10 protein-coding genes, 1 tRNA gene and 1 pseudogene are annotated in these 13093 nt (G+C 65.8%); 11 read left to right on the top strand and 1 reads right to left on the bottom strand.

Features of this window, described 5'->3' with window-relative positions:
* Positions 1 to 159 precede the first annotated feature (159 nt).
* The 5 genes from ACMAUO_RS07135 (at position 160) to ACMAUO_RS07115 (ending at position 5978) form a co-directional block, all read left to right on the top strand.
* Positions 160 to 1422: an LL-diaminopimelate aminotransferase gene (locus ACMAUO_RS07135; RefSeq protein WP_420356222.1), complete on the top strand. Its 1263-nt coding sequence runs from the start codon at positions 160 to 162 to the stop codon at positions 1420 to 1422.
* 117 nt (positions 1423 to 1539) lie between these two features.
* Positions 1540 to 2892, top strand: coding sequence for a homoserine dehydrogenase (locus ACMAUO_RS07130; RefSeq protein WP_420357229.1), 1353 nt, complete (start codon positions 1540 to 1542; stop codon positions 2890 to 2892).
* Between the two features lie 67 nt (positions 2893 to 2959).
* Complete coding sequence (glpX, locus tag ACMAUO_RS07125) at positions 2960 to 3955, top strand: class II fructose-bisphosphatase (protein ID WP_420356221.1); 996 nt, start codon at positions 2960 to 2962, stop codon at positions 3953 to 3955.
* A 21-nt stretch (positions 3956 to 3976) separates the two neighbouring features.
* The gene (gene recJ, locus ACMAUO_RS07120; protein ID WP_420357228.1) at positions 3977 to 5812 is read left to right on the top strand and encodes a single-stranded-DNA-specific exonuclease RecJ; all 1836 of its coding nucleotides are present in this window, start codon (positions 3977 to 3979) and stop codon (positions 5810 to 5812) included.
* Positions 5813 to 5902: 90 nt separating this feature from the next.
* Positions 5903 to 5978 (top strand) — tRNA-Glu (locus ACMAUO_RS07115).
* 47 nt (positions 5979 to 6025) lie between these two features.
* Here the strand turns inward: ACMAUO_RS07115 and ACMAUO_RS07110 are convergent.
* On the bottom strand, positions 6026 to 6892 hold the full coding sequence (locus ACMAUO_RS07110) for a tyrosine-type recombinase/integrase (protein WP_420356220.1): 867 nt from the start codon (positions 6890 to 6892) through the stop codon (positions 6026 to 6028).
* 148 nt (positions 6893 to 7040) lie between these two features.
* On the opposite strand from ACMAUO_RS07110, the pseudogene ACMAUO_RS07105 reads away from it, so the two are divergent.
* The 6 genes and pseudogenes from ACMAUO_RS07105 to ACMAUO_RS07080 all read left to right on the top strand — a co-directional run bounded on the left by ACMAUO_RS07105 (position 7041) and on the right by ACMAUO_RS07080 (position 13092).
* Positions 7041 to 7879: pseudogene (locus ACMAUO_RS07105) on the top strand (IS5 family transposase).
* Positions 7880 to 7907: 28 nt separating this feature from the next.
* Positions 7908 to 8288 (top strand): hypothetical protein, encoded by a 381-nt coding sequence (locus ACMAUO_RS07100; RefSeq protein ID WP_420356219.1) that lies wholly within the window; start codon positions 7908 to 7910, stop codon positions 8286 to 8288.
* A 55-nt stretch (positions 8289 to 8343) separates the two neighbouring features.
* Positions 8344 to 8802: a MarR family winged helix-turn-helix transcriptional regulator gene (locus tag ACMAUO_RS07095; protein WP_420356218.1), complete on the top strand. Its 459-nt coding sequence runs from the start codon at positions 8344 to 8346 to the stop codon at positions 8800 to 8802.
* Between the two features lie 29 nt (positions 8803 to 8831).
* The gene (locus ACMAUO_RS07090; RefSeq protein WP_420356217.1) at positions 8832 to 9212 is read left to right on the top strand and encodes an acyl-CoA thioesterase; all 381 of its coding nucleotides are present in this window, start codon (positions 8832 to 8834) and stop codon (positions 9210 to 9212) included.
* Between the two features lie 81 nt (positions 9213 to 9293).
* The gene (locus ACMAUO_RS07085; protein ID WP_420356216.1) at positions 9294 to 11462 is read left to right on the top strand and encodes a thiamine pyrophosphate-dependent enzyme; all 2169 of its coding nucleotides are present in this window, start codon (positions 9294 to 9296) and stop codon (positions 11460 to 11462) included.
* Between the two features lie 64 nt (positions 11463 to 11526).
* A complete protein-coding gene (locus tag ACMAUO_RS07080) occupies positions 11527 to 13092 on the top strand; it encodes an indolepyruvate oxidoreductase subunit beta family protein (RefSeq protein ID WP_420356215.1) in 1566 nt (521 codons plus the stop codon).
* Position 13093 lies beyond the last annotated feature (1 nt).

Here is a 13093-nt window from a genome sequence, read left to right as displayed (position 1 = left end):
CGCGGTTGCCTGCCGGGCCTGGGCGTCGCTAATATCCGCGACTGGCGGGGAACCATCCCGCCAGTCGCGACATGCCGCCGGAAGAGCGGTGCGAAACGGCCATCCTGAACCTTGTCCGGGGCGCTGGGTCCCGGGCAAACAGTCTCAACGAGCCAACCCATGACAGAAGAATTCCATCGCATCCGCCGCCTGCCGCCCTATGTGTTCGCCGAGGTGAACAAGGCCAAGGCCGCGGCCCGAGCTAGGGGCGAGGACATTATCGATCTGGGCATGGGCAATCCCGACAGCCCCACCCCGCCGCACATCGTGCAGAAGTTGGTGGAAACCGTCGCGAACCCGCGGGCGCATGGCTATTCGGTGAGCAAGGGCATTCCCGGCCTGCGCCGGGCGTTGGCAGCCTATTACGCGCGTCGTTTCGAGGTGACGCTGGACCCGGAAACCGAAGTGATCGCCACCCTGGGGTCGAAGGAGGGGCTGGCCAATCTGGCCGCCGCGATTACCAGCCCCGGTGACACCATCCTGGTGCCCAATCCGTCTTATCCGATCCATCAGTTCGGCTTCATCATCGCCGGGGCTTCGGTGCGCTCGATCCCCGCGACGCCGGACGAGGAGATGCTGCGGGCGCTGGATCGGGCGGTGCGCCATTCGGTGCCGAAGCCGACCGCGCTGATCGTGAATTTTCCCTCCAACCCCACGGCTTATGTCGCGGACCTCGATTTCTATCGCGAACTGGTGGCTTTCGCCCGCCGGCACGAGATCTGGATCATGTCCGACCTGGCTTATGCCGAGATCTATTTCGGTGACCGGGTGCCGCCTTCGATCCTGCAGGTGCCGGGAGCGAAGGAGATCGCGGTCGAGTTCACCTCGCTGTCCAAGACCTATTCCATGGCCGGCTGGCGCATGGGGTTCGCGGCCGGCAATCCGCGGCTGATCAATGCGCTGACGCGGATCAAATCCTATCTGGATTATGGGGCGTTCACGCCGATTCAGGTGGCGGCGGTGGCGGCGTTGAGCGGCCCGCAGGATTGCGTGGCCGAGATGCGCACGCTCTATCGCGACCGGCGCGACGTGCTGATCCGTGGCCTGCATGCGGCCGGGTGGGATGTGCCGTCGCCCGAGGGGTCGATGTTCGCCTGGGCGCCGCTGCCGGCGGCGTTCCGCGAGATGGGGAGCGTCGATTTCTCCAAGCTGCTGCTGAAGGAAGCCGGGGTGGCGGTGGCGCCGGGGCTGGGCTTCGGTGAGTATGGCGAGGGCTTCGTGCGGATCGGGCTGGTGGAGAATACGCAGCGCCTGCGCCAGGCGACGCGGGCGATCCGGCAGTTCATGGGCCGGCATGGCGTCAATCTGCCCGAGACGTCCGGCGCTGGTCGCCGGGTGGGGAAGGATGCGGATCAGGCGGCCGATGCGGCGCCGGTGATCTGAACCGCACAGCCCGGGGAGCCGGCTGCTTTTTGACCCGGACGCGGCGCGGTGGGTGCCGCGTCCGGCTGATTGCTGAATTCAGGAACGACGACAGGATATCAGGTGACCGGACGGATGATGGCTACGGGTGGCGCGGGCGGACAGGTGGGCGGAACAGGGCCGGCGCCATTGCGGATCGGCATCGCGGGGCTGGGGACGGTGGGGGCCGGGCTGGTCAAGCTGCTGCGCGGCAATGCGGCGATCGTCAGTGCCCGGGCCGGGCGGTCGTTGGTGGTGACGGCCGTGGCCGCGCGCGACCGCACCCGCGACCGGGGCATCGATCTGGACGGCGTGACCTGGCATGACGATGCGGCGGTGCTGGCACAGGACCCGGACGTGGACGTGGTGGTGGAACTGATCGGCGGGGCCGAAGGCATTGCCCGCCGGCTGGTGACCGAGGCGCTGCGGGCCGGCCGGCCGGTGGTGACGGCCAACAAGGCGCTGATCGCGGTGCATGGGGCCGAACTGGCGGCGCTGGCCGAGCAGGCGGGCGTGCCGCTGATGTTCGAGGCCGCGGTGGCGGGCGGGATTCCGGCCATCAAGACCGTGCGCGAGGGGCTGGCCGCCGACCGGTTGAACCGGGTGGGCGGCATTCTGAACGGCACCTGCAACTATATCATGACCGCGATGCGCGAGAGCGGTCGGGCCTTTGCCGATGTGCTGGCCGAGGCGCAGGCGCTGGGTTATGCCGAGGCCGACCCCTCGACCGACGTGGATGGCATCGATGCGGCGCACAAGCTGGCGATCCTGGCCGGGCTGGCATTCGGGCGGCCGGTGGCGTTTTCCTCGGTCCATGTCGAGGGGATTCGCGGCATCGACGCGCTGGACCTGACCTTTGCCCAGGCGCTGGGCTATCGCATCAAGCTGCTGGGGCTGGCCCGGCGCCGCGAGGATGGGGTGGAGGCGCGCGTGCATCCCTGCCTGGTGCCGGAGACGATGCCGATCGCGCAGGTGGACGGCGTGTTCAATGCCGTGCTGGTGGAAGGTGCGTTCGTCGGGCGGCTGATGCTGGAAGGGCGTGGCGCCGGCGAGGGGCCGACTGCCACCGCCGTTGCCGCCGACCTGATCGACATCGCGCGCGGCAATGCGGTGCCGGTCTGGGGCCGCAGCACCGACGGGCTGACGCAGGTGGAGGCGCTGCCGCGCACGGCTTTCCACGAGGAATATTATCTGCGCCTGCAAGTGCAGGACCGGCCCGGCGTGATCGCCGATGTGACGGCCGTGCTGCGCGATCACGGCGTGTCTTTGCGCAGCATGCTGCAACATGGGCGCGCCGCCGACGATATTGGTGGAGCGGACGAACCGTCCGTGCCGCTGGTGCTGGTCACACATCGGACACAGGAATCCGCCATGATGGCGGCGTTGGCCCGGATCGCGGCGCTGCCGGCCGTGATCGGCGAGCCGGCGATGATCCGTATCGAGGCCGGCTGACCACGCCCGCGGGCCCGCTTATCAGGCCGGCGGTGAGAACCGGCCCAGACAGTCAAGGAACAGAGTGATGACGTCCAGACCCACTACCGCCTATCAGGTTACCGACCGCAATCTTGCTCTGGAACTGGTCCGTGTGACCGAGGCGGCGGCGATGGCGGCATCGCACTGGACTGGCCGCGGCCAGAAGAACGATGCCGACGGCGCCGCCGTGGAGGCGATGCGTCTGGCCTTCGATACCGTGGCGATCGACGGCACGGTGGTGATCGGCGAGGGCGAGATGGACGAGGCGCCGATGCTGTTCATCGGCGAAAAGGTGGGAGCCGGCGGCCCGGCGATGGATATCGCCGTGGACCCGCTGGAAGGCACCAATCTGTGTGCCAAGAACATGCCCAATGCCCTGACGGTGGTGGCGCTGGCCGAGGCGGGCAACTTCCTGCATGCGCCCGACGTGTATATGGACAAGATCGTGGTCGGGCCCGATCTGCCGGAAGGCGTGGTGGATCTGGATGCGAGCATCGGTGCCAATCTGCGTGAGCTGGCGCGGGCCAAGCGCAAGGATATCACCGAACTGACGCTGTGCGCGCTGGAGCGCGAGCGGCATGAGGAACTGATCGCCAAGACCCGCGAGGCCGGGGCGCGGGTGATGCTGCTGAGCGACGGCGATGTGGCCGCCGCCATTGCCGCCTGTCTGCCGGACGGCGAGGTGGATATCTATGCCGGTTCCGGCGGGGCGCCCGAGGGGGTGCTGGCCGCCGCCGCCGTGCGCTGCGTGCGGGGGCAGATGCAGGGTCGCCTGCTGTTCGAGGATGACGAGCAGATTCGCCGCGCGCGGGAGATGGATCCGGGCAAGGACCCGTCACGCAAGTTGAGCCTGTTCGATATGGCCAAGGGCGATGTCCTGTTCTCGGCCACCGGAGTGACCGGCGGCCCGCTGTTGCGCGGCATCCGCCGCGATGGGCGCCATGCCGTTACCCATTCGATCGTCATGCGCTCGAAATCCGGCACGGTGCGCTTCGTCGAGGGGCATCACGATTTCAGCACCAAGACCTGGCCGGCCTACTGACGGCCGATGTCGCTTTCGACCATGGCGGACGGGACCCTGATGGACGCGATGCCTTCGGACCCGGCTGAGGGGGAGATCGTGCTTGGGGTACGGTCCAGCCTGGGCGGCCGGCGCTGGCTGTGGCGGGATTCCCGCCTGGCCGATGCCGGCGGGCGGATCGGGCTGATGATCGCGCAGCAGGCGGGCGTATCCGAACTGGTCGGTCAGATGCTGGCGGCGCGCGGGTTGGACGGGAACACCGCCGCGACCTTCCTGGACCCGACCCTGCGGGCACTGATGCCTGATCCTTCCGCGTTGCAGGACATGGACATGGCGGCCGATCGGCTGGCCGAGGCGGTGCGCCGGGGCGAGACGGTGGCCGTGTTCGGCGATTACGACGTGGACGGCGCCTGTGCGGCCGCGCTGGTGACCGGGTTGCTGCGCCAGTTGGGCTGCCCGGTGATGACCCATGTGCCGGACCGGATGACCGAGGGCTATGGCCCCAACGCTCCGGCGCTGGATGCGCTGGTGGCACGGGGGGCGACGCTGGTGGTCTGTGTCGATTGCGGCACGGCGGCGGGCGATGTGCTGGCGACGCTGGCCGGGCGGGCCGACATCGTGGTGCTGGATCATCACAAGGCCGAAGGGCCGCCGCCTTCCGTGCTGGCGACTGTCAACCCCAACCGTCCGGATTGCGTGTCTGGCCAGCGCGGACTGTGTGCGGCGGGGGTGGCGTTTCTGACGGCGGTGGCGCTGGTGCGGGCGTTGCGTCGGGCGGGGTGGTTTGCCGGGCGGCCGGAGCCGGACCTGATGGCGTTTCTCGATATCGTGGCGCTGGCGACGGTGTGCGATGTGATGCCGCTGACCGGGCTGAACCGCGCGCTGGTGACGCAGGGGCTGAAGATCCTGGCGCGGCGGCGGCGGGTCGGGCTGGATGCGCTGATGGAGGTGGCTGGGGCGCGCGATCCGCTCTCGGCCTTTACCTGCGGCTTCGCGCTGGGGCCGCGCATCAATGCCGGAGGGCGGATTGCCGAATCCGGGCTGGGGCTGGATCTGCTGCTGTGTGACGACGCGGCCGAGGCCCGGCGTCTGGCCGAGCGGCTGGATGCCGTGAACCGGCGTCGCCAGACGGTGGAGAGCACGATCCTGGATCGGGCGATGGAAGAAGCGGCGGCCCAGCGCGCGGCCGGGCATGCGGTGCTGGTACTGTCGGGGCGGGACTGGCACCCTGGCGTGGTGGGCATCGTTGCCGGGCGGATCAAGGAGCGGTTCAATCGCCCGGTGCTGGTGGGCGCGGAGCTGGAAGATGGCACCGTCAAGGGATCGGGCCGGTCGGTGGCCGATGTCGATCTGGGGGCGGCGATCATCGCGGCGCGGCAGATGGGGCTGCTGACGACCGGTGGCGGCCATGCCATGGCAGCCGGGTTCTCGCTGCCGGGCGATGGCGTGCAGGCGCTGCATGATTTCCTGAACGAGCGGCTGCGTGATGCGGCAGCGTTGCCGGATGCGGTGGATGTGCTGATCGAGGGCGTGGTGCATGTGGCAGGCGCGACGGTGGCGCTGGCGACCGATATCGGTCGCATGGCGCCCTTCGGGGCGGGTAATGATGAGCCGGTGCTGGCCATTCCGCGCGTGCGGGTGGTGCGGGCCGACCGGATCGGCCGCGAGGGCGGCACGCTGCGGGTGCTGGTGGAAGGCGAAGGGGGAGGGGCACGACTGAAGGCGCTGCTGTTCCGTGCCGACGACCACCCTGCTGCCGCGATGTTGGAAGATCGAAACGCCCCGCCGCTGCATCTGGCGGGCTGGCTGCGCGCGGAAAACTGGAATGGTCGCACCGACGCCAGTTTCTTCATTCGCGACGCGGCGGTGGCGAACTGAGGGCGGGCTTCCGCAAAGAAAATGTCATCATCCGGCTGAGGGGGCTTGACCGCCCGTCCCCGTCGGGATACGAACCCGCCCAAGCCAGATGTCCCATTCGTCTAGAGGCCTAGGACACCGCCCTCTCACGGCGGCAACAGGGGTTCGAATCCCCTATGGGACGCCAATAACTTAGCATAGTTATCCACCGGCTGAAATGGTCCATATGGACCACTACAATTCAAAATCATCAGCGATGCTCCTGAGGTAAGTCGGGTCGGATTTTCGATAGACGCGCCGCAGCGTCGTCGGATCGGTGGCCAGCCAATCCGCGGCTTGGTCGATCGGCACGCGGTCCATGGCGAACCACGATGCCACGCTGTGCTTCAGATGATGGGGCGTCGGCTTCCACGATAGGCCAGCCCGTTCGCATGCCTTGGCAAAGGACCATCGAAGGCCAGTCGGCACGGCCCTCCCATGGCACTGCACGACGTAGGGGCCGTTGGCATTTGCGTGCGCGGTCTCCATCTCCCGGCGAAGTGCCTTTGTCATGCGGACGATTGATCTGCGCTTTCCGGTGATCGGCTTGTCGATCATGCCAGTTTCCCGGTGGACGCGGTCCCAAGTCAGGGCCAGGATTGATTCCTTTCGCGCTCCCGTGTAGATCGCGATAGCCATGAATGCGCGCACGTGCTCGGTGGCACAGGCATCCAGCAGCACCTTGAGCTCTCGTCGCAGCGTCCCGGGGGACACTGGCGTGGGGCTGGGATTGCTCGCCGTTGGTTTCCTCACGCGGGTTGCCGCATAGCGATCCCGAGCGCGCTGATCGACCTGATCGACACGCAGATGTCCCATGGTGCGGTTCAATGGAACGATGGCCTCTTCGAGCTGCTTCAGCGCGGAGATCTTGCCGCGTCGAGAATCCACATACCGGTCGAATGCGTCGGCCATGCCCAATTGGACCGGCCGCACCTCCATCTGCGCTTCGAAATCCGTCTGGAACCGACGAGCGACCTTTTCATCCGCGCTACCTGTAGAACGGCGGTGACGCTCACCGCCCTCCCACCAGACGACGGCCCACTTGCCGCGGCGTAGTTCCACGCGGGGCTTGTCATCTCTGTCGCGGGGCAATGGTAGGTATCCAGATAGGCTTTGAGGTCGGACTCTGAGTGTCCGTCCGAGATCATCTTGAATCTTTGGAATCATCTGTGATTCCATGTCGGCAGCCCCGATCTGGAGAGGCCGCTCGATGTGGACGATTGAAAATCGCGTCCGGTATGACCGCAGCGAACTCCGCTATCCCAGCGACCTGACTGACGAGGAATGGTCGCTGATCGAGACGATGATCCCCCATGCGAAGCGGGGCGGCAACAAGCGACCGTGAACGTACGCGAGGTCATGAACGGTCTGATGTATATTCTGAGCATCGGGTGCCAGTGGCGCGCGCTCCCGAAAGATCTGCCGCCACGCAGCTACGGTGAACTATTATTTCTGCCGCTGGCAGTATGAGGGTACGCTCGAGCGGTTGCACCATGCCCTTTACGTGCTCTGCCGCGAACAGGTGCATCGCGACGCCAGCCCCACAGCGGCCATTATTGACAGTCAGAGCGTCAAAAGCGCCGAAAAAGGGGGCGCCGGATCGACCCGTCCGGCTTCGACAGTGGCAAAACCATCAAGGGCAAGAAGCGGCATATCCTCGTCGATACACAGGGACTTCTGATGGCCGCCATCGTGCATGCGGCTGATATCCAGGACCGCCACGGCGGCGTCATGCTGATGGCAACATTGTTCGGACTGTATCCGTTCCTTCTGAAACTCTACGCCGACGCTGGCTATCAGGGGCCGAAGTTCCAGCAGGGACTGGCCCATGCCTGCCGCACTGTGAACGTCGAGATCGTGCGACGATGCGATGCCCGAAAGTTCGTGGTGTTGCCCAAGCGCTGGATTGTGGAACGCACCATCGCTTGGCTGAACCGCTGCCGACGCCTGAGCAAGAATTGGGAGTGCCTCGACCAGAACGCACTCGCTTTCCTTCAATCGGCATCAGTCCGGATGATGCTCCGAAGACTCTGTAATCATAAAGTATGATCTTGGACGGACTCTAAGGGATGAGTGCGTGCCCAACGCGGGGGGTCTTGCCAAGGATCAAGGCGAGCGCTCCGTGAGCGCCGGCCATGTGCTGGACCGCCAGGTTACTGCCGACAGGCCCAACTGGGGTTGGGTCGCTGACTTCTCCAACATCTGGTTCGTCGAAGGATGGTTCTACGTGGCGGTCATCATCGACCTGTTCTCGTGTCGGATTGTCGGTTGCTTGATGAGCAGCAGCACCATTCCGACCAGGGTGGCCAATGCTCCGACCCGACAGCTTGCCAGGGGGTATCGTCAGTTACAGCCAATGATTGAGATTATATCCCCGACGGTTTATTTTTTGTATCAGTATTTTTTGTCTAAGGTATCGACTCAATCTGACTGGGGTATTTTATACGATGACGACTAGCCGGACCCGATCGAAGCCAGCATCCGGCTCAGCCCGGAGCGCACCGGTCGACAAGATGACGCTCCGTGTCTGGTTGCGTCTGCTGACAAGTGCTCAGCTTATCGAGCGCCACATCCGCTCGCTGCTGCGTCGGGAGTTCGATACGACGCTGCCGCGTTTCGATGTTCTCGCGCAGCTTGATGCCAGTAACGGTGTGCTGAGCATGGGCGAACTGTCGGAACGCCTGATGGTGACGAGCGGCAACGTCACCGGCCTGATCGACCTGATGGAAGAGGATGGGCTGGTCGAGCGGGTTCCGCATCCGACGGACCGTCGCAGCACGCTGATCCAGATGACGGCTCGCGGCGAGAAGCTTTTCTCTCAGACCGTTCCCGCGCATCAGAATTGGGTCCATGAGATCATGGCCGATCTGACGAACGAGGAACTGCGGGAGCTGCATCGCCTTCTGGGCAAGGTCAAGACATCGGCGCTCGACCTGCGGGTGGGGCAAGGGCGCGGGGCGAGGGAGCGCTGACGGACATGAGGGAGAATAATGCGATGGACATGGCGGAGCAACCTCGCGGCGAGATGAAGCTGCGTACGATGACGATGCCGGGCGATCTCAATGCCGTCGGCACGATTTTCGGCGGGTGGATCATGGCGCGGATGGATCAGGCGGCCGGCATGGCCGCCAGCGCCCGGGCACGCGGCCTGACGACGGTCGCTGCCGTCAAGGAGTTGCGGATGCTCAGACCCCTGCATCCGGGGCAGGAAATCGAGATCTTCGCGGAACTCGTGAAGACGGGACGCAGTTCCATGCAGTTCATGCTACAGCTCTGGGCCTGCGATCACGGGAATGCGCCGCGTCAGCTTTGCGCCGATGCGCTGTTCGTCATGGTGGCGGTCGACGAGACAGGCCGGCCGCGCCTGCTTCCAGAAGGATAATGTACGATCTGGTTCAAAACGCTCTTGCACTGAAACTAGTTTAGGCATTAACTAAATCCGTATCGTTGCGAGGGACGTCCGATGGCCGAAAGATCATTCGCTCGAGAGGTGCAGGACCTTCGGCTCGGCGCGGGGGACGTTTTCCATGGCGAGGGAATTCTCGCCATTACCAAGGCTCTGCTGCAATCCGGTGTCGGATATGTCGCGGGGTATCAGGGCGCGCCGATTTCTCACCTCATGGACGTGCTGGCCGATGCGCGCGACCTGCTCGATGAACTGGGCGTTCATTTCGAATCCAGTGCGAGCGAGGCGACGGCGGCCGCGACCCTCGCCGCCTCGGTGATGTATCCGATCCGTGGGGCGGTGACGTGGAAATCGACCGCGGGCACGAATGTCGCCTCCGACGCGCTGTCCAATCTCGCTTCGGGCGGCGTGCTGGGCGGGGCGCTTATCATCATAGGCGAGGATTACGGCGAAGGCTCTTCGATCATGCAGGAGCGTTCGCACGCCTTTGCCATGAAATCACAGATGTGGCTGCTCGATCCGCGTCCGTCCCTGCCGCATATCGTCGATATGGTCGAGACCGGCTTTGCGCTGTCGGAGGCATCGAATACGCCGGTCATGCTCCAGGTCCGTATCCGGAGCTGCCATCTGCACGGCGCCTTCGAAACGAAGGACAACAGGCGTCCGGCGATGACTGTTACCGAGGCGACGCGCGCGGCAAAGCGCGATCTCGGCCGGATCGTCCTGCCACCGGCGGCCTATGTTCATGAAAAGGAAAAGCTGGAACGACGCTGGCCCGCCGCGCAGGCTTTCATCCGCGAGCACGGGCTCAACGAGCGCCTCGGCAATCCGGAGGGCGGCCTGGGCATTATCGTGCAGGGCGGCCTTTATAACAACGTGCTGCGCGCGCTGAAGCGGCTGGGGCTGGCCGATCTCTACGGCGAGAGCGCTTTACCGCTTTATGTGCTGAACGTTGCCTATCCGCTGGTCGATGATGAAGTCGTCGATTTTTGCCGTGACAAGGAGACGGTGATCCTCGTCGAGGAAGGGCAGCCGGATTACCTGGAACAGGCGATCAGCAAGATCCTGCGCCAGAATGATATATCCTGTGTCCTGCGGGGCAAGGGTCCACTGCCCATGGGGGGGGAGTATACCGTCGCCGTGGTGACGGACGGGTTGCGCGCGATCCTTGCCGAACGGGCGCCCCATCTGCTGACGGACGAGGCGCGCGCCGCCAACCGGCCGCCAGTCACGCAGGAACCGCTGATCGAGGCCCTGCGGGACGTCGTGCCCGCCCGGCCGGCCGGTTTCTGCACGGGGTGCCCGGAGCGCCCGATCTTTGCCGCCATGAAACTGGTGGAAGGCGAACTCGGGCCGCACCATGTCGCGTCCGATATCGGCTGCCATCTCTTCTCCATCCTCCCGCCCTTCAATCTCGGCGCCACGACGATGGGATACGGCCTGGCACCGGCTTCGGCGGCCGCCTTCAATACAAGCGGCGATTCCTGTGGCGGCGGGCGCAAGCGCACCATCGCCGTGATGGGGGATGGCGGATTCTGGCACAATGGCCTGACCAGCGGCATCGGCAATGCGGTGTTCAACAAGAGCGATGACGTCACGATCGTCGTCGACAATTACTATTCGGCCGCGACGGGGGGGCAGGATATTCCGTCTTCGCGCGTGAACAGCGCCACGCGTTCGACACGGCATCCGATCACCGAAGCCGTCAAGGGCGTGGGCGTGAAATGGGTCCGTCAGATCGACCGGACCTATGACGTCACGACCATGCGCGACACGCTGCGCGAGGCGCTGACGACGGAAGAGGCTGGCCCGAAAGTCATCATCGCCTCGTCGGAATGCATGCTGAACCGGCAGCGACGGGAGAAGCCTCTCAAGAAGCAGGCCGTTCGGGAAGGAAAACGCGTCGTCAACGAGCGTTTCGGTGTGGATGAGGCCGTCTGTACCGGCGATCATGCGTGCATCCGGCTTTCCGGTTGTCCGTCGCTGTCGGTCAGGCCATCCGCCGATCCGCTCAAGGAAGATCCGGTCGCCAGCATCGACCAGAGCTGCGTCGCCTGCGGCAATTGCGGCGAGGTCGCCGAGGCGGCGGTGCTCTGCCCATCTTTTTATCGTGCCGACGTGACCGTCAATGCGGGGTGGGGCGAACGGGGACGCCATTGGCTGCGGACGCGCGTGATCCGCTTTCTCCAGCGGCGCCGCGAGGCCGCCCGGCCCGTTTTCTCGTGAAAGCTGATGAAATGGACGGGTTTTTTCCCTATCGCCATATTACCGTGAGGGCAGGATGAACGTCATGCCGTCCATGCAGGGATCGATGGAGAGGCCCCAGGCCGCCCAGGCGCCGATTGCGGTCGCTGTCTGTGCCATGGGGGGGCAGGGCGGTGGCGTCCTGGTGAACTGGATCGTGGACATGGCCGAGCAGGCGGGGTGGGTCGCGCAGGCCACCTCGGTGCCTGGCGTGGCGCAGAGAACGGGGGCCACGATCTATTATCTCGAGATCGTGCCGGCGGACCCGGCGGGGCGGCGGCCCATTCTGGCCCTGATGCCGACGCCCGGCGAGGTCGATATCGTGCTCGGCTCCGAATTCATGGAGGGTGGCCGCGCGATGCTGCGCGGGTTGGTGACACCGGACCGCACGACACTGATCGTTTCGACCCATCGGAATTATGCCATCGAGGAGCGGATCGTGCCCGGCGACGGCCGGCATGATTCCGGCGTGGTGCGGGAGGCCGCGTCCTATGCCGCCCGGCACTGCGTCGCCTTCGACATGGAAGAGGCGGCGGCGGAGGCCGGAAGCGTGATTTCCGCCGTCATGTTCGGCGCGCTGGCCGCCAGCGGGGCGCTGCCTTTCCCCCGCGAGGCGTTCGAAGATGCGATCCGGCGCGGCGGTGTGGGTGTCGGGCCCAGCCTGACGGCTTTCGATCTGGGGCGGCGCCGCGCGCTGGAACCGGAAGATGGGCGCGGGGAAGAGACGGCCGAGGTCCCGGCCGCGCTTCTTCCGACGGGCCATGCGGCGTTCGATGCGCTGCTCGACCGGGCGCGGGGCCTGCCCGAGGCCGCCCATGCCATGCTGGAGGCGGGGCTGCGCCGTACCGTCGAATATCAGGATATCGCCTATGGCGGCGAATATCTCGATCGGATCGAGGGGATTCTGCGTGCCGCACCTGCGGGGGCGCCCCCCGCCTTGGCGGTCGAGGCCGCGCGCCAGATTGCGGTCGCGATGGCTTATGACGACGTGATCCGTGTCGCCGATCTCAAGACGCGCCGTTCCCGTTTCGAACGCATTGCTGGCGAGATGGGTGTGAAGGACGGGCAGCCTCTGGCCCTGACCGAGTTCATGCACCCGCGTATCGAGGAGGTCCTCGGGCTCCTGCCCGCGCCTCTCGGCCGCTTCCTGGAACGGACGCGGCTGGGCGCGCGTCTGCTCGGGCCGTTTCTCAAGACGGGCTGGCGCGTGCGCACGGATCGGCTGCGCTGGTTCCTGATGCTGTCGGTCGTGGCGGGGCTCTGGCGCTTCAGGCGTCTGTCGCTGCGCCATCGCTATGAGCGGGCGCATTGCGACGCATGGCTGGCGCTGGTACGGTGCGCGCTGGAACGGGACGCTTCATTCGCGGTCGAAATCCTGCGCTGCCGCCGCCTGGTCAAGGGCTACAGCGATACCCATGCGCGGGGCGTCGGCAAGTTCGACCGTGTCATGGGAGCGGTGGAAGCCCTGCTGGCCGGCACGCCGGCGGACGCGGACAGGGCGGCGGCCTGGATCAGGCTGCTGCGCGAGGATGCGTTGAAGGACCCGGAAGGCCAGGCCCTGGATATGGCGCTCGCGCGCATGGATCGCGCATTCGGCAACGCAGGAGTTTGAG

Source organism: Gluconacetobacter brunescens, assembly GCF_048695475.1.
In the GTDB taxonomy this organism is placed as follows: Bacteria; Pseudomonadota; Alphaproteobacteria; order Acetobacterales; family Acetobacteraceae; genus Gluconacetobacter.
The sequence above is the reverse complement of the archived record's forward strand: the minus strand, read 5'-3'. Positions and strand labels throughout refer to the sequence as shown.

Coding starts and splice junctions, on each gene's coding strand:
- ACMAUO_RS07135 (WP_420356222.1), top strand. CDS start 160: ATGACAGAAGAATTCCATCGCATCCGCCGCCTGCCGCCCTATGTGTTC.
- ACMAUO_RS07130 (WP_420357229.1), top strand. CDS start 1,540: ATGGCTACGGGTGGCGCGGGCGGACAGGTGGGCGGAACAGGGCCGGCG.
- glpX (WP_420356221.1), top strand. CDS start 2,960: ATGACGTCCAGACCCACTACCGCCTATCAGGTTACCGACCGCAATCTT.
- recJ (WP_420357228.1), top strand. CDS start 3,977: ATGGCGGACGGGACCCTGATGGACGCGATGCCTTCGGACCCGGCTGAG.
- ACMAUO_RS07095 (WP_420356218.1), top strand. CDS start 8,344: ATGACGCTCCGTGTCTGGTTGCGTCTGCTGACAAGTGCTCAGCTTATC.
- ACMAUO_RS07090 (WP_420356217.1), top strand. CDS start 8,832: ATGGCGGAGCAACCTCGCGGCGAGATGAAGCTGCGTACGATGACGATG.
- ACMAUO_RS07085 (WP_420356216.1), top strand. CDS start 9,294: ATGGCCGAAAGATCATTCGCTCGAGAGGTGCAGGACCTTCGGCTCGGC.
- ACMAUO_RS07080 (WP_420356215.1), top strand. CDS start 11,527: ATGCCGTCCATGCAGGGATCGATGGAGAGGCCCCAGGCCGCCCAGGCG.